This window comes from Roseateles sp. P5_D6, assembly GCF_054049415.1.
Window position 1 is genome coordinate 100,306 of record NZ_JBFUMK010000003.1, and the last position, 22,035, is coordinate 122,340.

The window sequence follows — 22,035 nt, forward strand, 5'->3', positions numbered from 1 at the left end:
GATGCGCTGGCTGACTGCCTTGCTGCTGCTGTTGGCGGCGCCGTGGGTCCAGGCCCAGGGCGTGCAGCCTGTGCCGGGACTGAATGCCCGCGTCATCGACCAGACCGCCACGCTCGACGCCACGCAGCGCCAGGCACTCGAAGACCGGCTGGCCGCCTACGAGCGCGCGTCGGGGCCGCAGATCGTGGTGCTGATGGTGCCGACGACCGCGCCCGAGGACATCGCCGCCTATGCCCAGCGCGTCGCCGACCAGTGGAAGATCGGCCGCCGCGAAGTGGGTGACGGGCTGCTGATCGTCGTCGCCAAGAACGACCGCAAGATGCGCATCGAGGTGGCCAAGGCCCTCGAAGGCGCGGTGCCCGACCTGGCCGCGCGGCAGATCATCGACACGGCCATGAAGCCGGCCTTCCGCAATGGCGACTACGCCGGTGGCCTGCAGGCGGCCATCGAGAAACTGCAGGCGCGCATCAACGGCGAAGGCCTGCCAACCCCCGCTTCCGCGCCGCACGCCGGTGACAACGAGGGCTTTGGTTTCCAGGACCTCGGCATGCTCTTCTTTATCGGCGTGCCGGTTGTCGGCATGCTGCTGACCGGCCTGTTCGGCCGCAAGCTGGGCAGCCTGGCCACGGCAGGCGCCGCCGGCGCGGCGGGTTGGGCCTTTGGCGGCGGCCTCGTCGTGGCCGGCATAGCCGCGGTCGCGGCCCTGGTGCTCGTGGGCCTGTTCGGCATCGGCGCCGCTCGACGAAGTTCCGGCCTTGCCGGACTCAGCGGCCGCCGCGGCGGCATGCTGATCCCGCCCATCATCTTCGGCGGGGGTGGTGGCGGGGGTGGTGGCTTCGGTGGGGGCGGCGGCTTCTCTTCCGGCGGGGGCGGCAACTTCGGCGGCGGTGGCGCCTCGGGAGACTGGTGATGGCGCGCCTGTCACTCCAGCGCTTCATCCGCCATCGCCTCTGGGACGAGGACGATGCCCGCCGCGTGCTGCCACCCGAGGCGCTGGTGCGGCTTCACAAGCGCGTGGCCGACAGCGAGCAGCGCCACAGCGGCGAGATCCGCGTCTGCGTCGAAGCCAGCCTGCCACTGAGCTACCTCTGGCGCGACGCGCCGGCGCGCGAACGGGCCGTCACGATGTTCGCCAAGCTGGGCGTGTGGGACACGGAGCACAACAACGGCGTGCTGATCTACCTGCTGCTGGCCGAGCACCGCATCGAGATCGTCGCCGACCGCGCGCTGGCGCGCCGCGTGGGTGCCGGTCACTGGCAGCAGCTGGTCCAGGCCATGAGCGAGGCCTTCCGCGCCGGCCGCTTCGAGCCGGGCCTGGTCGACGCCATCGCGGCCGTGGACGCGCTGCTGGTGGCGCACTTCCCGCGTGACGCGAGCGCCGCCACGCCGCGCCTGAACGAACTGCCGGACGAGCCGCTGCTGGGCTGAGCGGCCCGCGCCTGGCTACAGCAAGGCCAGGCTCTGCCGGCCGACCCAGGTATCGCCGGCTTGCAGCTCGATGGGGCGACCGATGCATGCCGCCTCCACGCACAGCATCTCCGACCAGCCTTCGGGGGGCATGTCGGCCAGCTTGGCGCAGCGCTCGGGGCCAGGGTTCCAGACCACGGCATCTTCGAAACCCTGCTGGCGGACGGCCACCTGGCGCCGGTCCTCGGTCACCAGCAGCGGACGGTCCTTGACACCGAAATAGATGCGGTCCAGGTCCAGCACGCCCTTTTCGCCGGTCAGCAGCAGATCCATGCGCTGCAACGCCTCGGCCTGCTTGATGCTGTCGAAATAGCGCAGGCCGGCCAGCCCTTCGACGCTGACCGCGTCCAGGTCGGCCACGCGCAAATAGGTATGCAGCGCCGCTGTGAACTGCAGCGGTGCGTCGCCGAGGTTCTCACAGGCGAGTTCGATGTCGAGGCTGCGGCCGCCCACGCGCACACTCAACTCCAGCTCGAAGGCATGCGGCCAGATCGCACGCGTCGCGTCGCTGTCGCGCAGGCGCATGACGGCTAGCGCATCGTCCTTGCCCTGCTGCTGCTGAACCAGCTCCCACGGCAGCGTGCGCGCAAAGCCATGCTTGGGCAGCGGCCCGCGCTCGGCAAACTGCGGGAAACACACCGGCACGCCGCCGCGGATGGCCTTGCCTGGCGTGAATTCGCTGCGCGGCGACAGATAGAGCTGCTCACCGGCACCGGGTGGGCGCCACGACAGCAGGTGGCCGCCGTGCAAGCTGAACTGGGCGCTCGCGCCATCGGGGCTTTGCAGGGTGAAACTGGACGGTTCGGAGCTCATGGCAGGCGGGCGCGAAGGGGCAAAGCCCTATCATCGCCGACTTGTTTTTTCGGGGCCGCCGCCCATGAACACAGCCAGCGCCCGCCCCTCCCAGAAACTGGCCTTCGTGCCCGAGACCCGCTTCGGCCTGTGGTTCCTGTCCACCGCGACCTGGCGCGTGCACGTGCTGGGCCGTGCGCTGAGCGACCTGCAGCGCATGGCGCCGGACGCGCCGCGCGGCGGCGTCATGCTGGACATCGGCACCGGCCAGGGCCACTCCCTGCCGGAGATGGCGGCACGCTTTGCGCCGGCCCAGATCCATGCACTCGACCCCGAGCCGGACTTCGAGGCCCGCTGCGCCGCGATGGTGAAAGCCTGCCCCGTGCCCGTCACCCTGCACGCGGCGCATGCCGAGCGCATTCCGCTGCCGGACGCGTCGGTGGACATCGTGCTGTGCCACCAGACCCTGCACCACATCGTCGACCAGAAAGCGGCCCTGGCCGAGGCGTTTCGCGTGCTTAAGCCCGGCGGCCTGCTGCTGCTGGCCGAGAGCACGCGCGCCTACATCCACAGCTGGATCATCCGGCTGCTGTTCCGCCACCCCATGCATGTGCAGCGCACGGCGGACGAGTTCATCGCCCTGGTGCGCGAGGCCGGCTTCCAGGTGGACGCGGACCGCATCAGCACGCCCTATCTGTGGTGGAGCCGCAGCGACCTGGGTGCGCGCGAATGGCTGGGCTTGGGCCAGCCGAAAAATCGCGAGGAAACGCTGCTGAACGCCGTCGCTCGCAAGCCCGGCTGATCAGTCCAGCGGAGGCTCGGGCAGGATCCAGGCCAGCAGCGAAGTCCAGAAGCCCGGGATGCGGATCTGCACGCTCGGGTCGGTCAGCGCCCGCGCCCGCGCAGCGGCTTCCAAGGATTCGGCCGAGTCGTAGAACGGCGGATCGGCCAACACCAGCCCGGCCTTGTTGGCGCCATCGACGAGGATCTGCAGATATTCGTCGACATGGCTGCCGGTGAAGGGGTTGGCATCGTGGAAGGTCACGACCACCGGCCGCACGCCGTCCACCAGCGGCAGCTCGGTGACCCGCCGGCGCAGCTCGCGCATCTGGTGCTCGAAATGCGAGCGCCGGCGCAGGCTGGCATTGGGCCAGGGGATCTTGCCGTCGTTGGCGGACAGGTCCGTCATCACGACGCTGAGTCCATGGCGCTGATAGGCCGCGAAGGTGCGCGCGTCGTAGGCCCAATGCGGCGGGCGCACCAGCACCGGGGGGCGGCCGGCCAATTCCATATGCGCCGCCAAGCCCTGGCTGAGGCTGCCTTCGAGCAGCTCATCACTCAGCTTGGTGTGGCTGGTGTGGCCGGGCGTCGCGGTGTGAAAACCCAGCACATGGCCCTCCGCCAGCGTGCGGCGCATCAGCGCCTGGCCGCGCGGTGTCGCACCGCCGTTCACGGCGCCCGTCTGCACGAAGAACAGCGCCTTGATGCCCGGCTGGATGGCATTGCGCGCGAGGCCGTCGAGGATCTGGACCGTCGGGTTGTCGGTCTCCCGCGCGCTCGGGCCGTCGTCGAAAGTCAGCAACAGGCGGATGGGCACCGGGGCGCTCACCGACACATGCTCGGCCAGCGGCGACGGGTCGGCCGCGGCATGGGTCGCGACGACCAACGCCAGGCTTGCAAATGCCGCTGCGAAGCGCCATCGCGCCATCCTGCCTCCGTACTGCTTTCGTGGGGCCAGCAGTTTATTCGCCGGCCCTGCGCGCCCGGCAGCGGCGCCACACTGCATTCATGGGGCCTTCGATGCGCACAGGCAACTTGGGATTGCAGGCCACAGCCAGCACCACAGCGCCGATGGTCGTGACGGCCACGTCGCCCTCGGGGTCGTCGCTGAAGTCCAGCGCCCGCATCAGCGCAAAGTCCAGACCCTGTTCGCGCGCCTTGAGCCAGGCCTCCTTGAGCGTCCAGGCCTGCAGAAAGACCTGCGCGCGCGCCTCGACCGGCAAGGCGGCCAGGTCGGCGCGCTGCGCGGGGCTGTGCACCGTCTCGGCCAGGGCCAGGTGGTCGCGCGGCCGAGCCAGGCTTTCCATATCGATGCCGATCGGCACCCCGGCCGCGGCGCAGGCGACTGTGCCGGCGCTGTGGCTGATGGACACGAACACATCGCCACGGCCAGCCACGCGGCAGGCACCGCTGCTGGCCACCTCCAGTGCGGGCGGCTCATCCGAGCCCAGCCAGCGCTGCACCGCGCGGCGCGCCAGCCAGCGGCCGGCCAGGAAGGTGTCGCGCCGGGCCTCGGTGCCCAGCGACTGCAGGCGAGCCTGCTCGGAGGGCGTCAGCCAGGCGCCCGGTGACGGCATGCCGACCCGCAGCTCAGGCTCGGCGGCCAGCAGGCAGAGCAGGGTCACCGCGAGCCGTGGTCCGTCACTCAACCTTGGCCAAAGTGCCGCGCAAAGCGACGCCAATGACGAAGGCACCGGCATGGCACTCGAAATCGGTCGCACTCTTGTACTCCACCTTCCGGTAGTAGCTGACGATGTCGACCACCGCATTGGCGCCGTGGCGCTTGGCGCCATCCTGCAGATCGATCAGCGCACTCAATGCGGCCCATTTGCAGCCATAGTCGTCCGCCTTGCCGAAGCCGTTGGTCTTCGGATTGGCCACGTAGGTCGCGAGGCGTCTGCTGACCTTCGGCGTCGCTTGACCGGCCAAATAGAACTTGAACGCCGGGTCCAGTTTTTCCTTGGCCTCGGGCAGTTCCAGCACATCGGCCAGCGGGATATGCAGCACGGTGTCGCGCGCGAAGGCTGGCGCCGACAGCAACGCAGCGGCGGCCAAGACCACAAGACGAAACTTCATGAGCACGCTCCTTGAACGGGGCTTTCGATGATGCCGTATCAAGGGCGCCGCACAGGTAGGCGGAAGCCGGCAAATGCGCTGCGCAGCCCTGCGATCACTGCGGCGCGGATGCCGCCTGATCGGCCGTGGCGGCGGCGGGCGCCTGAGGCGCGACGCCCTGCGCCAGCGCCTCGGGGCTCTTGTTGGTCGTCAGGATGACCTCCATGCGCACGCCACCCATGGCCTCGCAGGACTTGCGAGGCGCCTCGTTCCAGCGGATGGCGGTTGCCGTGACCACCGGGCGCACGACGCGCCAAGGCCAGAAGCCAAAACGCTGCGAACTGTTGTAGTCCACGAGGGCATCGGCCTTGTTCGCCAGGGCCTGCTGCACCAGGGCCGGCAGCAACTCCTTGACGCCGCCATAGGTGCCCTTGGCGACCTTGAGCTGTTGCAGTTTCTGGTGCGGCATGTCGGACGGCGCACCGTTGTCGAAGACGCAGAGGTCTCGACCTTCCTGCGACAAGCTGGCGGCGATCCGCTTGCCGTCAGCCAACTCCTGTTCCGGCGAACCGGCTTGCGCCGCAGCGCTCGCCAAGATCATTGCAACGGTCAGTACGCTCTGCTTCATCAGGCCCTCCCAGGCGGGTTGTCGAAATCAAAGGCGGCGCAGGATCAACGAAGTGTTGATGCCGCCGAAGGCGAAATTGTTCGTCATCGCGAACTCGGTCTGCAGCACGCGGCCGCCACTCAACACATAGTCGAGATCGCCGCAGCGCGGGTCGACGCGCTTGAGGTTGATGGTGGGCGCGAACCAGTCGGCGTTCATCATCTCCAGCGTCATCCAGGCCTCCAGTGCACCGCAGGCGCCCAGGGTGTGGCCCATATAGCTCTTCAGCGACGAGATCGCCACACCGGTGCCAAAGATGCTTTGCGTGCCCTGGCTCTCGGCCACGTCGCCCTGGTCGGTGCTGGTGCCGTGAGCGTTGACGTAGGGGATGGCAGTGGCGGGCAGGCCGGCGTCTTCCAGCGCGAGCCGCATGGCCTGGGCCATGGTCGAGGACTGTGGCTGCGTGACGTGGGTGCCGTCGCAGTTGGTGCCGTAGCCGACGATCTCGCCCAGCATCTTGGCGCCGCGCGCCTTGGCATGCTCGTACTCCTCCAGCACGAAGGTGCAGGCGCCCTCGCCCAACACCAGGCCGTCGCGGTCGGCGTCGAAGGGGCGCGGCGTCAGGCGTGGCTGGTCGTTGTACTTGGTGCTGGTCGCGAACAGCGTGTCGAACACGGCGGCCTGGGTCGGGTCCAGTTCCTCGGCGCCGCCGGCCAGCATGGCGACCTGGCGGCCGCTCTGGATGGCCTCGTAGGCATAGCCCAGGCCCTGGCTGCCCGAGGTGCAGGCGCTGCTCGTCGTGATGATGCGGCCGGTGATGCCGAAGAACACCGCGATGTTGACGGTCGCGGTGTGCGACATCATCTTCACGTAGGTGTTGGCGTTGATGCCCTCGATGCTCTTGACGGTCATCATGCGGCCGAAGTCGCCGATGGCGCTGGGCGTGCCGCTGGAGCTGCCGAAGCTCACGCCCATGCGGCCGCTGGTCAGCAGCGGGTCGCCGATGAGGCCGGCCTGTTCCAGCGCCAGTTCGGCCGAGCGCGTGGCCATCTGCGCCACGCGGCCCATGCTGCGCATGGTCTTGCGGTTGTAGCGGTCGGCCGGCAGCTCGAAGGGTGCGCAGGGCACGCCGACCTGCGTGTTCAGGCCCTCGTAGGCGGCCCAGTCGGCCATGCGCTGGACCTTGTTGGTCTCGGCGCGCAGGCTGTCCATGACGGTTTCTGCGTCATGCCCCAGCGGCGACAACGCGCCGATGCCGGTGATGACGACTCTCTTGTTGCTCACCCGACCATCCCCCCGTTTACCGATATCACTTGCCGCGTGATGTACGCGGCGTCTTCGCTCATCAAGAAGGCCACCAGCGCCGCCACCTCTTCGGGCTGGCCGACGCGCTGCGCCGGGATCAACTTCAGCGCGTGCTCCAGCACTTCGGCGTCGATCATGTCCGTCTCGATGAGGCCCGGCGCCACGCAGTTGACCGTGATCTTGCGGCTGGCCAGCTCGACGGCCAGCGCCTTGCTAGCGCCGATGATGCCGGCCTTGGCGGCACTGTAGTTGACCTGCCCGCGGTTGCCCATCAGGCCCGAGACCGAGGCCAGCGTGACGATGCGGCCCGGCTTGCGGCGGCGCACCAGCGGCATGGTCAGCGGCTGCAGCACGTTGTAGAAGGCGTCGAGGTTGGTGTGGATGACGGCGTCCCAGTCCTCACCGGTCAACGCCGGGAAGGCGCCGTCGCGGGCAATGCCGGCATTGCAGACGACGCCGTAATAGCAGCCATGGGCCTCCACATCAGCCTCCAACGCGGCAGCAGTGGCGGCGCGATCGGCCACGTCGAAGGCCAGCACGCGGGCCTGGCGGCCAAGGTCGCGCACGGCCTGGGCGACGGCCTCGGCCTCTTCTCGGCGGCTGCGGCAATGGATGACGACGTCGTAGCCGTCGCGCGCCAGCCGCAGGGCGATGGCGCGGCCGATGCCGCGGCTGGAGCCGGTCACCAGCACGGTATGGGGAGTACTCATGGGGTCTGTCCGTTCAGGAAAGCCTCCGGGTCGTCGGGCCCGAAGACATTGAGGCTGGCGCGCGCCACCTCGGCGCCATCGATGCTGATGACGCACTCAAACTGGCCCAGGCCGTTGTCGGCCTGGAAGAGGCGCTGCACCTGCACGCGCAGCACATCGCCGACGACGAAGGCCGCGCGGCTGCACTGGTAGCGGCGCGTGCCGAGCAGGAAGCCGATGCGGGCGGCCCCGCCTTCATCGGCATGGAGGTGGCGTTGATAGCCGGCCCATGCGGCGGCCGCCTGGGCCATGTATTCGACGCCGGCCGATGCGCTGAGCTGGCCACCCTGCACCAGCAGATGGTCGGCGCGCACGGTGGCCTCGGCCAGCAGCGACTCGGCATCGGCTTCAATGACGCGGTCGAGCCAGCTCATGGCGCCGCGGTGCGGCACGAGGTCGGCGATGGTGGGTTCAGTCTTCACGGGTCAACACCAGGGCGGCGTTGCTGCCGCCAAACGCAAAGGAATTGGACAACACGGCGCGCGGCGCGGCAGCCAGGCGCTCGCCCGGTGAAACCAGGCGGATGGCGGGCAGCGCGGCATCGCGCTCGCCGTCGAAATGGTGGGCCGGCAGGGCGCCGTCGCCCAGCAGGGTCAACCAGCCGATGGCGGCCTCCAGCGCACCGGCGGCGCCCAGCGTATGGCCGGTCAGCGGCTTGGTGGAACTGCAGGGCGTGTCCAGGCCGAAGACCCGCGCTACCGCTTCGCTCTCCATCGCATCGTTGTGCGGCGTGGCCGTGCCATGCAGGTTGAGGTAGCCGATGTCGGCAGGCGTGAGGCCCGCCATGTCCAGGGCCGCGCGCATCGCGGCCTCGGCACCGCGGCCGTTGGGCTCGGGCGCGGAGATGTGATGGGCGTCGCTGGTCTCGCCCCAGCCGGCCAGGCGGACGGCCGGGCCTTCGCCTCTTTCACGCGTCATCAGGAAAAGTGCGCCGGCCTCGCCGATGTTGATGCCGCAGCGCTGGGCGCTCATGGGATTGCAGCGCGCGTCGCTGACGGCCTCCAGTGCGGCAAAACCGGCGACGGTGAAGTCGCACAGGCTGTCGGCACCGCCGCAGATGACGGCATCCGCCAGGCCCGACTGCAGCAACCGCGCCGCACTGGCCAGGGCCTTGCTGCTGGACGAGCAGGCCGTGGAGATGACATAGGCCGGGCCCAGCGTGCCGAGCTCGGCGGCCAGCAGCGCGGCGCCGGAGCCGATCTCCTGCTGACGCACGTCATGCCAGGCCGGCAGTTCGCCGTGCTCGCGGTGGTGGCCCCAGGCGGCTTCGCTCTCGCCCACGCCGGAGGTGCTGGTGCCGAGCACGATGGCCACGCGCAGCGGGCCGAAGCGGGCTATGGCTGCATCCACCGCGGTGCGGATGGGTTGCAGCGCGGTCAGCAGCAGGGCGTTGTTGCGGCTGCGCTGGGCGGCGGCGGCGGGCAGGGGCAGCGGCTGGCGCACGCGGCCCAGGTGCAGGGTGCGGCCGCGCCAGGCTTCGGCTTCGACGCCGCTGGGCGTGGTGGCCCAAAGCGACTCGGCCAGCGTGTCGGCGTCATGGCCGGCGGCGCAGACGACGCCGAGGGCGTTCAGGTAGAAGTTCATCAGCCGCCCTCCAGCGAGCGGGATTCAATGCGCAGTTGATAGTGCTCGGCGCGATTGTCGATCTCGACACGCGCGCGGCCGTCCAGGTAGCGCACGGTCAGGCGCGTCTCGCCGGCCTGGCGCAGCGTGCGCTCGTTGCGCGACTCATCCAGCGTCCAACCGGCCGGCAGCGCGGCCTGCAGCGCGGGCAGCGGCGCAAAGACCAGGGCCACGTCGCGCAGCACGCGCGCCGGGTCGACGGCGGCGGGCAGCATGGGGTGGCGCTTGACGTTCAGCTCGCGGCCGTCCCATTGCATCGTCAGCACGCGCTGGCCAAAGGCCAGGCCGACGAGCTGCAATTGCTTGGCGTCGACCTGCAGCAGTGTGTCGAGCTGGCGCTCGGTGACGGCGCCGTTCGCATCGCTGGGCGCTTCGGGTGCGTCCGTCACCGTCAGCCGCTGCGCCAGCGACAGCTCGGCGCCAAAGGCGGCCGGCGCCAGTTGCAGCGGCGGCAGCGCGGCCGGTGGCGGCAGCGTCTGGCAGGCCGACAGCAACAGCGCAGCGAACAGGATCAGGGGGCGCACAACTGCTCCAGCGTGCGCATGCGCTCGGGGTGAGCGACGTAGGGGTTGGTCAAATCCCAGGCATAACCAGCGAGGATGGACGAGATCATGCGGCGGATGTCGGGGTTCTGGTCCTGGTGGAAGATGACGTCCTGGAAGCCGCCGCGGTACCAGCTCTCCACAAAGGCACGGAAGGCGTCCACGCCGGCGCGCAAGGGCTTGGCGTAATCCTTCTCCCAGTCCACCGCCTCGCCGGCGCGCTCGCGCAGCAGCGCCGTGACCGCCAGGTCGGCCGACTTGACGGCGATGGTCACGCCGCTGGAGAACACCGGGTCCAGGAACTCGCCCGCATTGCCCAGCAGCGCGAAGCCCGGGCCCCACAGCGACTTCACATTGGCGGCATAACCCTGCAGCTTGTTGGCCGGCGTGTCCCAGACGGCGTCCTTCAGCAGCGCGGCCAGCGAGGGTGTCTCGGCGACGACGGCCTTCAGTCGCTCCGTCGCGTCCTCGGGGAAGCGGTCGAAGTATTCGGCCCGCGCGACGACGCCCAGCGAGCAACGGCCGTTACTGAAGGGGATGGTCCAGAACCACACGTCCACGTCGTCCGGATGCACGGTGACGAGGATCTTGGTGCGGTCAAACGTCGGGTCGCTGATGCGGTCCTGCACATGCGTGAAGGTGGCGGCGCGCACGGGGAAGGCCGAGGGCGTCTCCAGGTCCAGCAGGCGCGGCAGCGTGCGGCCGAAGCCGCTGGCGTCCAGCAGATGGCCGGCTTCGACGGTGTAGGCCGCGCCGCCGTCCAGCGGCTGCACGTCGATCTGCGGGCGTTGACCTGCCGCGACGCGCACAGCCGTCACCTCGTGGCGGTAGCGCACATCGGCGCCGGCCTTGGCGGCGCCATTGGCCAGCACCTGGTCGAAATGGGCGCGCTGCACCTGGTAGGTCGTGCCCCAACCGGGCGTGAACTTGTCGCGGAAGTCGAAAGCGGTGCGCTTGGGGCCGCGGCAGAAGGCCGCGCCGTTCTTGAACTGGAAGCCGGCCTCGACGACGTCCTGCAGCAGCCCCGCCTTCTCGATATAGGCCATGGACTGTGGCAGCAGGCTCTCACCGATGGAGAAGCGTGGAAAGAGCTGGCGCTCCAGCACGGTCACGGCCAGGCCCTGGCGGCGCAGCAGGGCCGCAGCGACGGCGCCTGCAGGGCCTGCGCCGATGATGCAGACGTCAGTCGTTTCGAGGGTCATGGTCGTTGACGAAGAAAGGGGTGAGGAACCAGGCCAGGGCAATTCCCAGTCCCAGGGTCAGGCCGAAGGCCCGCAATGCCGGCGTGCCGGACAGGGCCAACAACCCGAAGGACAGCCAGGTGCTGGCGGCCGCGAGTGTGATGGAGACGAAGCCGCGCAGGTCGCGCCGACTGGGCTGGGCGAGCAGGAAGATGCCGTAGTCCACCCCCACGCCGAGCAGCAGCAGCAGGGCCAGCACGTGGAAGAGCTGCCAGGGCTGGCCGGCCAGGGCCGTCGCAGCCAGTGCCAGGCTGCCGGCCAGCAGGGTGGGCACCAGGGCCCGCCACCAGGCAGCGCCGAGGCGCCAGGCCAGCAAGGCGGCGACGGCCGCCACGGCGATGACCAGCACGCCGAGCATGCGGATGCGTTGGCGGGCCAGCAGCTCGGACACATCGGCCACCTTGTCGACCCAGCGCACCGTCGTGCCATCGGCGAGTGCCGCTAGTTGCGGCAGCACCTCGCGCGACACGCCGCGCAGCATCAGCACGCTGTGCCAGCGGCCGTCGGCATCGCGGCCCAGCCACTGGTGGCGCGCCGCCTCGCTGACAGGGGCGGTGCGCCAGGCCTCCACCGTCAGTACCGGCGCCGCGACGGCATCGCGCTGGGGCAGGGGCTGACCCAGTTGCTCGGCCACCAGCAGCGACACCTCGGCCCAGCGGCGCTGCACCAGGGCCGCATCGCCGGCCTGACGGGCCGGCGAAGGCACCCAGTCGGAAACGGCCTGCCAGCCGGCGATACCGGGCGTGCTGGCGAGCTTGGCCTTGAGAGCTTCCTCGCGCTCCAGAAGCACGGCCTCGCTGCCCGCAGTGAGCAGATAGAACTGCGCCGGGCTGGGCAGGTCCAGCCGCCGGCCGATGTCGATCTGCTCCTGCATCAGCGCGGGCGGCGTGTTCTGCAGCAGGCGGATGTCGTCGTTGGCCTGGCCGCGCCAGGCGGCAGCAGCCAACAGAGCGGCGATGACAACGCCGCCGATCAGGCCGCTGCGCCAGGTCAGCTGCGGCCAGCGCTGCCAGGCGCGGCCCAACGCGCGCGTCAGCGGCCGCACGGGCACGGGGCCGGCGTCCAGATGCGGGAACCACAGCCAGGTGCTGACGAAGGCCGCCGTCAGGCCGGCGGCCGAGAACAGCGCGACCTGCTGCAGGCCGGGGAAAGGTGTCGTTGCCAGCAGCGCATAGCCGGCCAGCGTCGTGCTGAGCGCCAGCACCATGGTGGGCAGTTGCTCGCGCATCAAGGCGAAGCGCTGCGCCGGCGGCTGGGCGATGCGGCTGCTGTAGTGGCTGCTGGCGTAGTTCTCGGCCACGCCGACAAGGCTGGCACCGAACACCAGCGTGATCAGGTGCAGCTCGCCAAACACCGCCAACGTCGCCGCCACGGCCACCAGCAGGCCGCTGCCCACCGACAGCAACACCAGCAGGCGCGGCCGGATGCGGGCGAAGGCGAACCAGCTCAGCGCAAACACGCCGACGAGCGAGCCCACGCCGATGAGATGCATCTCGCGCTGGGCCTGCGCGGCCGCGGCATGCGCATGCAGGGGCACGCCGGCAGCCAGCACCTGGGCCTCGGGCACGGCAGCGCGGGCCTTGGCGAGGGCTTCGGCGATGCGCTCGTTGTCGCCCAGCGCGAAGGCGCTGGCGCCGCTGTCGATGAGGGCCAGCATCCAGTCGCCCTGGGCATCGGCCAGGCGCAGGCGGCCGTCCAGAGCGCGCACCTTGCTGCCCTGGGCTCGCTCGGCGAGCCATGCCCCGAGGGTGTTGAAGGGGTCATCGATCCAGCGGCCCACGCGCGGCAGGCCCATGGGCTGCATCAGGCTGGTCAGCGCCTGTTGAGCCAGCGCTTCCGAAGGGGCGGTCTGCAGGGACTGGCGCTGGGCGTCGGTCAGCAGTGCGCCGCGTTGCGGGGCGAAGAAGCTCAGCCAGTCGGCCTGCTGGGCGTCGGACACACGGTGCCTGAGCTTGATGCCGGGCACCTCGACCTGCAGCTTGGCAATGAAGCGATCCATCGCCGCTTCACTGCCCTGGGGCGCGCGCAGCATGACGATGACGCGGCCCTCCCCTGCCTTGGCCAGGGCGGTCATCGCCTGCTCGACCTCGGGCCGGCGCTCGTCCTTGGGCAGCATGGCCAGCACATCGGTGTTGATGCGCACACGGCCCTTGCATGCAGCCAGGGCCAGGGCTGCGGCCATCAGCAGCAGCGCGAGCGCCCACAACCAGGGCGCTAGGCGGCTGGCGCGATCAACCAAGCTGTTTGGCCTCGTCAGCGCTGGGGGCAGCGGGCTCGCGCGCCTGCTCGTCGAAACGCAGCGTCGTCGTGTCGCCCTGGGCCTCGGTCATGACGATGCGGCGCAGCTGGCGATCGCCCTCCAGCTCGATGCGGCTGAAGAGCTGGGCCAGGGCCGCGGCCTTCGGCTTCAGTGCGGCGCGCCAGGCCTTGTCGCCCACCAGGCTGGCCTGCACCTCGAAGGCCTGCTGCAGCGCGCCGAGGTCGCCGTCCAGCAGCGACAGCATCAGCTGGGTCACGACGCGGATGCCGGGCTCCTTGCTGGCATCCAGCTGCAGGCCGCCACCACCGGCGATGCGGTCGCGCGTCAGCACCAGCTGGCTGGCGAACGGCGCCGTCGTGCGCCAGATCAGGCCCTTGCCGCGCACCAACAGGTAGTCACCCTGGCTCTTCAGCGGCTTGGCGAAGCCGGCAAGCTGCTTGTCCTGCTGGAAGCCACCGCGCTGCACCGGCGTGCTGACGAGGCGCTGCTGAACCTGGGCGATGGCATCGGCCAGGGCCGGCAGCGGCAAGGTGGCGAGAAGAAGGGTGCGGCGCTTCATGGCAGGGGGATGCCCAGACGTTCAAACAGGATAGGCGGGCTGGCGAACTGCATTTCCTTGCTGCGCATGTCCACGGCCACCATCAGCGTGTGGGCCCGGGTCAGGCGCGCGTTGGTGGCGATGTCGCGCACCGTGTAGTCGATGCGCAGGCGGTGCTCCCACTCGGTGATGCAGGCGCGCACGCCCAGGCGCATGCCGTATTCGGCGGGGCGCACGTACTTCAGCTGCAGATGGATGATGGGCCACGAGTAGCCGCTGGCGCGCATCTGCGGATAGTCGTAGTTGAAGCGCTGCAGCAGCGCACAGCGCGCCTGCTCCAGGTACTGCACATAGCGGCCGTGCCAGACGATCTCCATCGGATCGAGATCGTGGAAGGCCGGCGTGATCTCGATCTCGTGGGCCAGGCGCGGGTCTTCACGCAGGCGCATGCAGGGCTCCATGCGGATCGCGGATGTCGCGCAGCAACGCCTGCAGCTCGGCGTCCAGCGCGCGGTCTTCGTCGATCAGCGGCAGGCGGGCACACAGCTGCTCGTACCAGGCCGACAGCGACGGGCTCAGCTGCAGGCCGCCCAGGCGCTGGCGCAGCCCCAGGCCCTGGCGGGCGCTGATGAGCAGGCCGGCAACGACCTGCTCGCTGAGGTCCAGCACGCGCAGCGCATCACGGGCGGCGATGCTGCCCATGCTGACCTTGTCCTGGTTGTGGCATTCGGTGCTGCGGCTGAAGACCGAGGCCGGCATGGTCTGCTTCAGGGCCTCCGCCGTCCAGGCAGAGACACTGATCTGCAGCGCCTTCAGTCCGTGGTTGATGGCGGCGCGCTCGCCCAGGGCACCGCTCAGGTTCGACGGCAGCCCGTGGTTGAAGCGTGTGTCCACCAGCAGGGCGAGTTGGCGGTCGAGCAGGTCGGCGACGTTGGCGACGGCCGTCTTCAGCGTGTCCATGGCCATGGCGATATGGCCGCCGTAGAAATGGCCGCCGTGCAGCACGCGCTCCTCGACGGCGTCCACCAGCGGGTTGTCGTTGGCGCTGTTCAGCTCGTTCTCGATGAGCTGGCGCAGCCAGGGCAGCGCGTCTTCCAGCACGCCGATGACGTGGGGCGCGCAGCGCAGCGAGTAGCGGTCTTGCAGGCGCTGCTCGTTGCGCGAGGGCCTGTCGCTGGCGAGGTCGGTGCGCAGCCGCGCGGCGACGCGCTGCTGGCCGGCATGCGGCTTGACCGCGAACAAGCGCTCGTCGAAATGATGGGCGTTGCCGGCACTGGCGACGACATTGGCCGCCGTGATGCGCGTGGCCAAGCGCGACAGCCTCTCGGCGCGCTGGAAGGCCAGGCAGGCCAGCGCCGTCATGACGGCCGTGCCGTTCATGATGGCCAGGCCTTCCTTGGGGCGCAGCGTGTGCGGCTTCAGGCCGACGGCCGCAAGGGCCTCGGCCGCCGGCATCTGCCGGCCCTGGAACCACACCTCGCGCTCGCCGCACAGCACGGCGGCGACATAGCTCAGCGGCGTAAGGTCACCGCTCGCGCCGACCGAACCTTCGCTGGGGATCAAGGGCAGGATGTCGTGCTCGATCAGGGCGGCCAACTGTTGCAGCAAGGCGTAGCTCACGCCCGACACGCCCTGCGCCAGCGACTGCAGCCGCACGGCCAGCACGGCGCGCACCTGCTCGGGCGCCAGCATGGGGCCTGCGCCGATGCCGTGGTAGGTGTAGAGGTGGCGCGGCAGCTCGGCCACGAGCGCAGGCGGAATGCTGACGGTGCAGGAGTCGCCATAGCCGGTGGTGACACCGTAGACGACACCGTCCTCGGCCAGCAGGCGGGCGATGAACTCGGCGCCAGCGTCGATGTGGGGCACGAAATCAGGCGCGGTGCTCAGACGCGCGCGGGCCTCGCGGCGGGAGATGGCGGCGATGTCGTCCAGGCTCAGCGGGCGGCCATCGAAAACAATCTCAGGCAACGGCATGCGGGCTGTCCCAGAAAGCGTAGAAGTTGAACCAGTCATAGGGCGATTCGCGCAGGCGGCGCTGCAGGATCCGTGCGTAGCTCTGGGCGTATTGGGCCAGAGCCTCGCGGCGCCCGGCGCGCGGCAGGCTGATGTGCTCGGTCAGCACCTCGAAGCGGATCTCATAGCCGGCACCCCGGTGCAAACAGGTCAGCAGCACCAGCGGGCAGTGCAGCACACCGGCCAGCACATAGGCGCCGACGGGCAGCGGCGCCGGTGCACCGAGGAAGTCGACGCTGACGGTCTGCGCGGATTGGATGGGCACGCGGTCGCCGGCGATGGCGATCCAGCCGCCGGCGTCCACCAGCTCCTTGAGCTGCATGGCCATGGCCGGCCCGAAGTCGGTGACCTCCAGCAGGTTGACGGCGGAGCTCGGGTCCAGGCGCTTGAGGATGCGGTTGAAGGCCTGGGCGTGGCGGGTGTGCACCAGCACCGTCAGCTTCAGGTCCTGCTTGGTCCGGCCCACCATGCGGCACAGCTCCAGGCAGCCCATGTGGGCAGTGATGAAGATGCCGCCCTGGCCCCGGGCCACCATGGCGTCGACGAGAGAGAAGTCCTGCTCGCGCACGCACTCGGCCGGGTAGCGACCGGCCATGGCCAGCAGCTTGTCGAGCATGGTCTCGGCAAAGCAGGCGACGTGGCGCAGCCCTTCGCGCCAATCGGGTTCACGCTTGAACACGCCCGGTTCGGCACGGTGCAATTGGCGCAGATAGTCCAGCGATGAGCGGCGCAGCGCCGGGCGCGTCAGCCAATGCAACACCACCACGGGAAACATGGCCCAGCGAACCAGGCGCCGGCCGAAGAGCTTGTGCACGCCGTACAGCAGCCAGATACCGCTGACGAAGGTCGTTTCACCCAACGACGCCCAGTGCTGAGCGCGCACTGTCATGGATTGCTCCGCAGCTTGCGCGCCAGCAGCAACGGCGCGCGCCACAGCATGCCGAAGAAGAGCCGCGTGTGCATGGCCGAGATCAGCACGTTGTCGCGCCAGACGCGGAAGTGCGAGATGCCGCCGACCGGATAGTGCACGCGCGTGGGCTGGTTGACGACCGGCACGCCGGCCCAGACGAGGCGCACGGCGATCTCGGTGTCGAAGTCCATGCGCCGGCCCATGGACGCGTGCGCCAGCTGCGGCAGCGTGGTGGCCAGCGGGTAGATGCGAAAGCCGCACATCGAGTCGCGCACGGCGAAACTCAGCGTGTTGATCCAGACCCAGATGTGGGTGGCGTAGCGGCCGTACAGCCGCGCGCGCGGCACGGACGCGTCGTAGATGGGGCAGCCGCAGATCAGCGCCTCAGGGTGTGCCTGGGCGGCGGCCACGAAGCGCGAGGCATCGAAGGCGTCATGCTGGCCGTCGGCATCGATCTGCAGGCCATGGGTGTAGCCCTGCTCGACCGCCAGGCGCATGCCGGCGATGACGGCCACGCCCTTGCCCTGGTTGTGCGGCAGGCGCAGCAGCTGGATGCCGTCCTGCCGCGCCAAGGCGTCGAGCTGCGCTGCCGTGGCGGCTGCGCTGCCATCGTCCACCAGCAGCACCGGCAGGCCCTGCTCGCGCAGCTTGGCCGCAACGCCACCGACCGTACCGCCATGGTTGTAAACAGGAATGACGGCGCAAACCTTCACACGCCGGCTCCAAAGCGCAGCTTGCCACTGGCGTGCGCGCCGCGCTCGCTGGTCAGCGCGAAACGCAGCTCGCTGCCGTCGGCATTGATGGTCAGCTCGAGGTCCACGGTGCCGCCGGGGCGGATGACCTGCTGGAACTTGAGCTGGTCCAGCCCGGCAAAGGCCGGCTGCAGTGCGAACAGCTCGCGTGCAAAGCGTTCTGCCCAATCCAGCTGCACGACGCCCGGCAGCACAGGCTGGCCCTCAAAGTGCCCTTCGAAGCCGGGATGGCGGGCCTCGATGTCGACGCGCAGCCGCACCGTCAGCGCCTCACGCATCAGCACCCGGGCGGGCGGGCGCATGGGGTCGAACAAGGCCTGCAATGCGGCCTGAGTGGTCTTGCCCTGGGTGTTGGCGGGGAATTCGCTGACGAGGCGCCAGCGGCGCGGGCGCACGGTGGACTCCAGCTGGGCGGCCAGGCGTTCGCGCAGCGGCGCGAGCCATGCAGCGCGGCCGGCCTGGTCGATGGCGCCCCAGGCCTCGGGCGTGGGCACCAACACGACGCCCAGCTCCTGGCGCGAGCCCGGCAGCAGCAGCGCGCGGGCTTCCTGCACCTGGCCGCTGGCCAGCAGGGCCTGCTCGACGGCGGCCAGCGACACGCGCTTTTCTTCCACCTTGACGATGCGGTCCGCGCGGCCGAGCAGCACGAAGCCGGGGCCTTCGGCGCGCGCATGGTCGGCGGCCGTGTACCAGTCATCGCCACCGATATGGGCCGAACGCAGTTGCAGTTGGCCGTCGCTCAGCTGCCATTCGACGCCGGGCAGCGCGCGCCAGGGCTCGGCATCGCCCGCGCCGGGCGGGCGCTGGCGCCAGGCCACGCCGCCGGTCTCGCTGCTGCCGTAGACCTCGATGGGCGTCTGACCCAGGCGCTCGGCGCAGGGGGCCAGCGCATCGGCTGGCAGCGGGCCGCCGGAGCTGAACACCGCCGCCAAGCGCTCGGGCAGGTCGCCGGTGACGGCGAGCTGCAGGCGCTTCAGGTGGGCCGGGCTGGCGATCAGCGCGATGCGGCCGGGCACGGCATGCAGGTCTTCCAGATAGGCCACGCGGTTCGCCGCGGTGGGCCTGCCGGCCGCCAGCGGCCACAGCACGCGGAACAGCAGGCCATAGATGTGCTGGTGGCTGACGGTGGCGTGAACCGTGGCGCCGTCCAGGCGCGCACCGAACTCGGCTTCCAGCGCGCGCACCTCGTCGAACAACTGGTGCAGCTGCTTGGGGATGGCGCTGGGCTCGCCGCTACTGCCGGAGGTGAAGACGACGAGTTGGGGCGCCTGCGGGTCCAGCGACTGCCAATCCGGCACGGGCGCATTGGCCACGGTGGCAGTGGCATCGCTGCGGCCAGGCCAGTCGCCGGCAAACGCCCCCACCTGTTCGGACAGCCGCTGCGCCGTGGCCGGCAGCGCGTCACCGGGCCACCAGACGGTCTTGCGGGCATGCCAGGCGCCGAACAGCGCGGCGGTGGCGTGCAGGGTGTCTTCGAAATGCAGTGCGACGTCGCCCGTCGCCAGCGCCTGGAAATGCGCGAACCAGCCAGCGGCCTGGGCCAGGAACTCGGCCGACATGACAGCCCGGCCGGAACGCCAACCCACGGGCTGAGCGGCCCGCGCCGGGCTCAGGGCAYCGGCAAGGCCGAGGCGCAGTTCACGCCACATGCTTGCCGGCTCGTACGCGGCGGCGCACCAGCCACTCGCCGCCCATCAGGGTGCCCATCAGCCCGTAAGTGATGAAGCCGTTGTACAGCGCCCAGGTCTGCTCGCTGGCCCACAGGGCCGTCGCCAGGCTGATGCTGCCGTTGACGATGAAGAAGCCGCACCAGACGATGGTGACGCGGCGCGTGTAGGCCACCCCATGGGCGTCCAGCTCGGGGTCGTGCAGGCGCGCCAGGCGCTCGACGACGGTCTGGCCCTTGAACAGGCTGGCGCCGAAGAGCACCAGCATGGCCAGGTTCATCGCCACCGGGTAGATCTTCAGCGGCAGCAGCTGGTTGGACCAGGCCGTCAACGCGGCCAGCACCAGGCCGGCCAGCGCGATCGCGAGGGCCTGCTGGCTGCGCGACGCGAGGTAGCGCGCCAGCGCCAGAGCGAGAAGCAGCAGCGCCAGTACCCGGGGCTCGGCGTGTGCGAGACCCAGGTAGACGAGAACGGGATAGAGGGCGGTCAGCGCCACCCAGAGGATGTTGCGCACGCTGGGGCGAGAAACGGGATCAGGCGGCGCGCGGCAGCGCGGCCTCGTCTTCACCGGTGGTTTCTTCGGCCTGCTGCAGCAGCGCGGTCAGGGCGTTGACGACGTCCTGCAGCGTGCGCACCGATTTGAAGGCCTCGGGCTGCAGGCGCTTGCCCACCAGGGGCTTGAGCTTGACGATGAGGTCCACCGCGTCGATGGAGTCGATGTCCAGGTCGTCGTACAGCCGGGCTTCCGGGCGGATGCGCTCGGGCTCGATGTCGAAGGTCTCGACCAGGATGGCCGACAGGCGCGTGTAGATGTCGTGTTCGGTCATGGTGTGAACTCCCTGGCGATTCAGCCCTTGCGGCTCGTGGCCACGAAAGCTGCCAAAGCCCGGATGGAGCGGAAATGGCGGCGGGTTTCCTCCGAATCGGCCGACATGGTGACGCCATAGCGCTTTTGCAGCGCCAGGCCCAGCTCGAGCGCGTCGATGGAATCCAGGCCGAGGCCTTCGACGAAGAGCGGCTGCTCGGCGTCGATGTCGTCTGCGCTCATGTCCTCGAGATTCAAGGCGTCGATGAGCAAGGTCTTGATTTCAAGTTCCAGGCTCTGTTCCATCGCCTTTTCCCCCAGAAAAATAGTCCCGCAAGTATCCCGTGAGCCGTCTTGCAGCGAGCGGGAATTCTCCGTGAGCACCCTCTAGAAAGGGTGTCACGGCGATGTCCTCGCCCACATCCAGACTCAGGTGTAACGGCCGGTCGTGGGTTTTCCACCACGGCCAGCCTTTGCTCAATCCCAGCGGCTCGCAGCGAATGCGCACTGGCGTGATGGCCACGCCCGTGCGCAGGGCCAATTGGGCCGCACCGCGCTGCAACTGCAAAGCATGCCCGGGGCTGCTTCGGGTGCCTTCGGGAAAAATTACCAGATTGCTGCCCGCCTGGAGGCTGGCGTTGAAACCTTCCAACACCTCGCTGCCACGGTCGTTACGCAAATAGTTGCAGGCCCGCACCGGCCCCCAGGTGAAGGGGTTGTCGCCCAGCCCGGCACGCACGACGCAATCGGCATTGGGCGTGCGCGCGATCAGCGCCACCACGTCGATCAGCGTCGGGTGGTTGGCCAGCACCAGCAGGCCACGCCGCTGCAGGCGCTCGGCGCCCGACCACCGCACCCTCACCAGGCCAAGCAGCGTCATCAGGCCGATGAAGCCGCGAAAGCTGGCTCCCACCAGCGCACGCGACCAGCGGATGCGGCGCACCGGGTTCCACACCAGCAGGTTGATCAGCGGGAAGGCCAGCACGCCCATCAGCAGGCCGCCGATGCCGAAGCAGGCGAAGCTCAGACCCGTGGCCGGCACGCGCCAGGCGCGGGACCAGGCCCGGGACCAGTCGGGCAGCAGGCTATCGAGCGACGACATGGCGCCACTGCCAGTCCGCGGCGCCGTCCACCTGGCGCAGCTCGGCGGCGGGGTCGAGCAGCCACTGCAGCACCTGCAGATTGGGTGACAACGTGCTGGGCGACGCATGCGCGAGCGAGACCTGGCGCGTCAGTTGCACGGCCGGCTCGCCGGCGCGCGCCAAACGCAGGCGCAGGGCATAGGCATGCGGCGGCGCGATCAGAGCATCCAGCCCGGTGTGGGCGTACAGCGCCGGCAGCGGCGCGTCGAACACGGTCAGCAGCACGGCCGGCGCGACGGCGGCGAGCAGCGCCTGGGCCTCGATCCAGCCGGCGGCGGCGCTGACCTCGCCCGCGGCCACCGCGCTGACATTGGCGGTGATACCGCGCTGGATGGAGTACTGGGCGCCGATGGCGTTGTGCACCGAGTGGCTGAAGGCGGTCGGTGACAGCGCCTCGCCCTGAGCCAGGTCCCGCAGCATGGCGACCGAGCGCGCCAATTCTCCCCAGCGCGACGCGAACACCAGTGGCATGGCCGCCAGCGCCGCCGCGTCGACGCCCTGCTGGGCCCAATAGGCCACCTGCAGGGCAGCGCGCCCCAGCGGGTCGATGCGCCGCCGCGCCATCGCCGGCACTTCCGGCAGCGGTGGCGCGGCCGGTGCGTCGGCGGTAACCGGTTGCGGCTGACGCAGCCAGGCCCGCCAGTCGTCCTGGGATGCCAGACCCGGCGCCCACGCCGCCCACTGCTCGACGTGCAGGGCCAGGCCGTCCTGGGCGGCAACGGGGGCAGCGGTGGGCGTGGTCATGGGCGGGTCTGAAAGTAGAAAACCCGCCAAGAGGCGGGCTTGC

At 69.9% G+C, this 22,035-nt stretch carries 26 protein-coding genes; 3 read left to right on the forward strand and 23 right to left on the reverse strand.

Going from position 1 to position 22,035, the window contains the following annotated elements; translation table 11 throughout:
• The first annotated feature begins 1 nt into the window (after window position 1).
• Together ACXJKM_RS04515 and ACXJKM_RS04520 are read left to right on the forward strand one after the other, a co-directional pair.
• Window positions 2–910: a TPM domain-containing protein gene (locus tag ACXJKM_RS04515; RefSeq protein WP_457321161.1), complete on the forward strand. Its 909-nt coding sequence runs from the start codon at window positions 2–4 to the stop codon at window positions 908–910.
• Window positions 910–1,428 carry a TPM domain-containing protein gene (locus ACXJKM_RS04520; protein WP_457350553.1) on the forward strand — a complete coding sequence of 173 codons (519 nt, stop codon included), beginning with the start codon at window positions 910–912 and terminating at the stop codon, window positions 1,426–1,428. Before ACXJKM_RS04515 ends, ACXJKM_RS04520 begins: the two co-directional genes overlap by 1 nt.
• Before the next feature lie 15 nt (window positions 1,429–1,443).
• On the opposite strand, the gene ACXJKM_RS04525 is transcribed toward ACXJKM_RS04520, so the two are convergent.
• The gene (locus tag ACXJKM_RS04525; protein WP_457350555.1) at window positions 1,444–2,280 is read right to left on the reverse strand and encodes a D-hexose-6-phosphate mutarotase; all 837 of its coding nucleotides are present in this window, start codon (window positions 2,278–2,280) and stop codon (window positions 1,444–1,446) included.
• A gap of 64 nt (window positions 2,281–2,344) precedes the next feature.
• Between ACXJKM_RS04525 and ACXJKM_RS04530 the strand changes: the two genes are divergently transcribed.
• A complete protein-coding gene (locus ACXJKM_RS04530) occupies window positions 2,345–3,061 on the forward strand; it encodes a class I SAM-dependent methyltransferase (RefSeq protein WP_457321166.1) in 717 nt (238 codons plus the stop codon).
• Here ACXJKM_RS04530 and ACXJKM_RS04535 read toward each other — a convergent pair whose 3' ends face one another.
• The 22 genes from ACXJKM_RS04535 to ACXJKM_RS04640 form a co-directional block, all read right to left on the reverse strand.
• Window positions 3,062–3,967, reverse strand: a complete 906-nt coding sequence (locus tag ACXJKM_RS04535) for a polysaccharide deacetylase family protein (RefSeq protein ID WP_056205499.1) — start codon at window positions 3,965–3,967, stop codon at window positions 3,062–3,064.
• Between the two features lie 34 nt (window positions 3,968–4,001).
• Window positions 4,002–4,664, reverse strand: coding sequence for a 4'-phosphopantetheinyl transferase family protein (locus ACXJKM_RS04540; RefSeq protein WP_457350557.1), 663 nt, complete (start codon window positions 4,662–4,664; stop codon window positions 4,002–4,004).
• Window positions 4,665–4,680: 16 nt separating this feature from the next.
• Window positions 4,681–5,115, reverse strand: a complete 435-nt coding sequence (locus ACXJKM_RS04545) for a hypothetical protein (protein WP_056205503.1) — start codon at window positions 5,113–5,115, stop codon at window positions 4,681–4,683.
• 94 nt (window positions 5,116–5,209) lie between these two features.
• Window positions 5,210–5,722: a hypothetical protein gene (locus ACXJKM_RS04550; RefSeq protein ID WP_056205505.1), complete on the reverse strand. Its 513-nt coding sequence runs from the start codon at window positions 5,720–5,722 to the stop codon at window positions 5,210–5,212.
• 27 nt (window positions 5,723–5,749) lie between these two features.
• Window positions 5,750–6,985, reverse strand: coding sequence for a beta-ketoacyl-ACP synthase (locus ACXJKM_RS04555; protein ID WP_056205506.1), 1,236 nt, complete (start codon window positions 6,983–6,985; stop codon window positions 5,750–5,752).
• Window positions 6,982–7,716: a 3-oxoacyl-ACP reductase FabG gene (gene fabG / locus ACXJKM_RS04560; RefSeq protein ID WP_457350560.1), complete on the reverse strand. Its 735-nt coding sequence runs from the start codon at window positions 7,714–7,716 to the stop codon at window positions 6,982–6,984. Before fabG ends, ACXJKM_RS04555 begins: the two co-directional genes overlap by 4 nt.
• Complete coding sequence (locus tag ACXJKM_RS04565) at window positions 7,713–8,177, reverse strand: ApeP family dehydratase (protein WP_457350562.1); 465 nt, start codon at window positions 8,175–8,177, stop codon at window positions 7,713–7,715. The genes fabG and ACXJKM_RS04565 overlap by 4 nt, the downstream gene beginning before the upstream one ends.
• Entirely contained in the window at window positions 8,167–9,339 is a 1,173-nt protein-coding gene (locus ACXJKM_RS04570; protein ID WP_457350564.1) for a beta-ketoacyl-ACP synthase, read from the reverse strand. Before ACXJKM_RS04570 ends, ACXJKM_RS04565 begins: the two co-directional genes overlap by 11 nt.
• On the reverse strand, window positions 9,339–9,902 hold the full coding sequence (locus ACXJKM_RS04575) for a DUF3261 domain-containing protein (protein ID WP_457350566.1): 564 nt from the start codon (window positions 9,900–9,902) through the stop codon (window positions 9,339–9,341). Before ACXJKM_RS04575 ends, ACXJKM_RS04570 begins: the two co-directional genes overlap by 1 nt.
• The gene (locus ACXJKM_RS04580; protein WP_457350568.1) at window positions 9,890–11,122 is read right to left on the reverse strand and encodes an NAD(P)/FAD-dependent oxidoreductase; all 1,233 of its coding nucleotides are present in this window, start codon (window positions 11,120–11,122) and stop codon (window positions 9,890–9,892) included. Before ACXJKM_RS04580 ends, ACXJKM_RS04575 begins: the two co-directional genes overlap by 13 nt.
• Entirely contained in the window at window positions 11,103–13,400 is a 2,298-nt protein-coding gene (locus ACXJKM_RS04585; protein WP_457350570.1) for an MMPL family transporter, read from the reverse strand. Before ACXJKM_RS04585 ends, ACXJKM_RS04580 begins: the two co-directional genes overlap by 20 nt.
• On the reverse strand, window positions 13,393–13,980 hold the full coding sequence (locus tag ACXJKM_RS04590) for an outer membrane lipoprotein carrier protein LolA (protein ID WP_457350572.1): 588 nt from the start codon (window positions 13,978–13,980) through the stop codon (window positions 13,393–13,395). Before ACXJKM_RS04590 ends, ACXJKM_RS04585 begins: the two co-directional genes overlap by 8 nt.
• Window positions 13,977–14,408, reverse strand: a complete 432-nt coding sequence (locus tag ACXJKM_RS04595; RefSeq protein ID WP_457350574.1) for an acyl-CoA thioesterase — start codon at window positions 14,406–14,408, stop codon at window positions 13,977–13,979. Before ACXJKM_RS04595 ends, ACXJKM_RS04590 begins: the two co-directional genes overlap by 4 nt.
• A complete protein-coding gene (locus tag ACXJKM_RS04600; RefSeq protein ID WP_457350576.1) occupies window positions 14,395–15,933 on the reverse strand; it encodes an HAL/PAL/TAL family ammonia-lyase in 1,539 nt (512 codons plus the stop codon). The genes ACXJKM_RS04595 and ACXJKM_RS04600 overlap by 14 nt, the downstream gene beginning before the upstream one ends.
• Window positions 15,920–16,861 (reverse strand): LpxL/LpxP family acyltransferase, encoded by a 942-nt coding sequence (locus ACXJKM_RS04605; RefSeq protein ID WP_457350578.1) that lies wholly within the window; start codon window positions 16,859–16,861, stop codon window positions 15,920–15,922. The genes ACXJKM_RS04600 and ACXJKM_RS04605 overlap by 14 nt, the downstream gene beginning before the upstream one ends.
• Complete coding sequence (locus ACXJKM_RS04610) at window positions 16,858–17,595, reverse strand: glycosyltransferase family 2 protein (protein ID WP_457350580.1); 738 nt, start codon at window positions 17,593–17,595, stop codon at window positions 16,858–16,860. The genes ACXJKM_RS04605 and ACXJKM_RS04610 overlap by 4 nt, the downstream gene beginning before the upstream one ends.
• On the reverse strand, window positions 17,592–19,283 hold the full coding sequence (locus tag ACXJKM_RS04615; RefSeq protein WP_457350582.1) for an AMP-binding protein: 1,692 nt from the start codon (window positions 19,281–19,283) through the stop codon (window positions 17,592–17,594). Before ACXJKM_RS04615 ends, ACXJKM_RS04610 begins: the two co-directional genes overlap by 4 nt.
• The gene (locus ACXJKM_RS04620; protein WP_157282223.1) at window positions 19,273–19,815 is read right to left on the reverse strand and encodes a COG4648 family protein; all 543 of its coding nucleotides are present in this window, start codon (window positions 19,813–19,815) and stop codon (window positions 19,273–19,275) included. The genes ACXJKM_RS04615 and ACXJKM_RS04620 overlap by 11 nt, the downstream gene beginning before the upstream one ends.
• Window positions 19,816–19,834: 19 nt before the next feature.
• On the reverse strand, window positions 19,835–20,128 hold the full coding sequence (locus ACXJKM_RS04625; RefSeq protein WP_056205534.1) for an acyl carrier protein: 294 nt from the start codon (window positions 20,126–20,128) through the stop codon (window positions 19,835–19,837).
• 20 nt (window positions 20,129–20,148) lie between these two features.
• On the reverse strand, window positions 20,149–20,412 hold the full coding sequence (locus tag ACXJKM_RS04630; protein ID WP_056205536.1) for a phosphopantetheine-binding protein: 264 nt from the start codon (window positions 20,410–20,412) through the stop codon (window positions 20,149–20,151).
• A complete protein-coding gene (locus ACXJKM_RS04635) occupies window positions 20,390–21,208 on the reverse strand; it encodes a lysophospholipid acyltransferase family protein (protein WP_457350584.1) in 819 nt (272 codons plus the stop codon). The genes ACXJKM_RS04630 and ACXJKM_RS04635 overlap by 23 nt, the downstream gene beginning before the upstream one ends.
• Window positions 21,192–21,992, reverse strand: a complete 801-nt coding sequence (locus tag ACXJKM_RS04640) for a beta-ketoacyl synthase chain length factor (RefSeq protein WP_457350586.1) — start codon at window positions 21,990–21,992, stop codon at window positions 21,192–21,194. Before ACXJKM_RS04640 ends, ACXJKM_RS04635 begins: the two co-directional genes overlap by 17 nt.
• Between the last annotated feature and the right edge of the window lie 43 nt (window positions 21,993–22,035).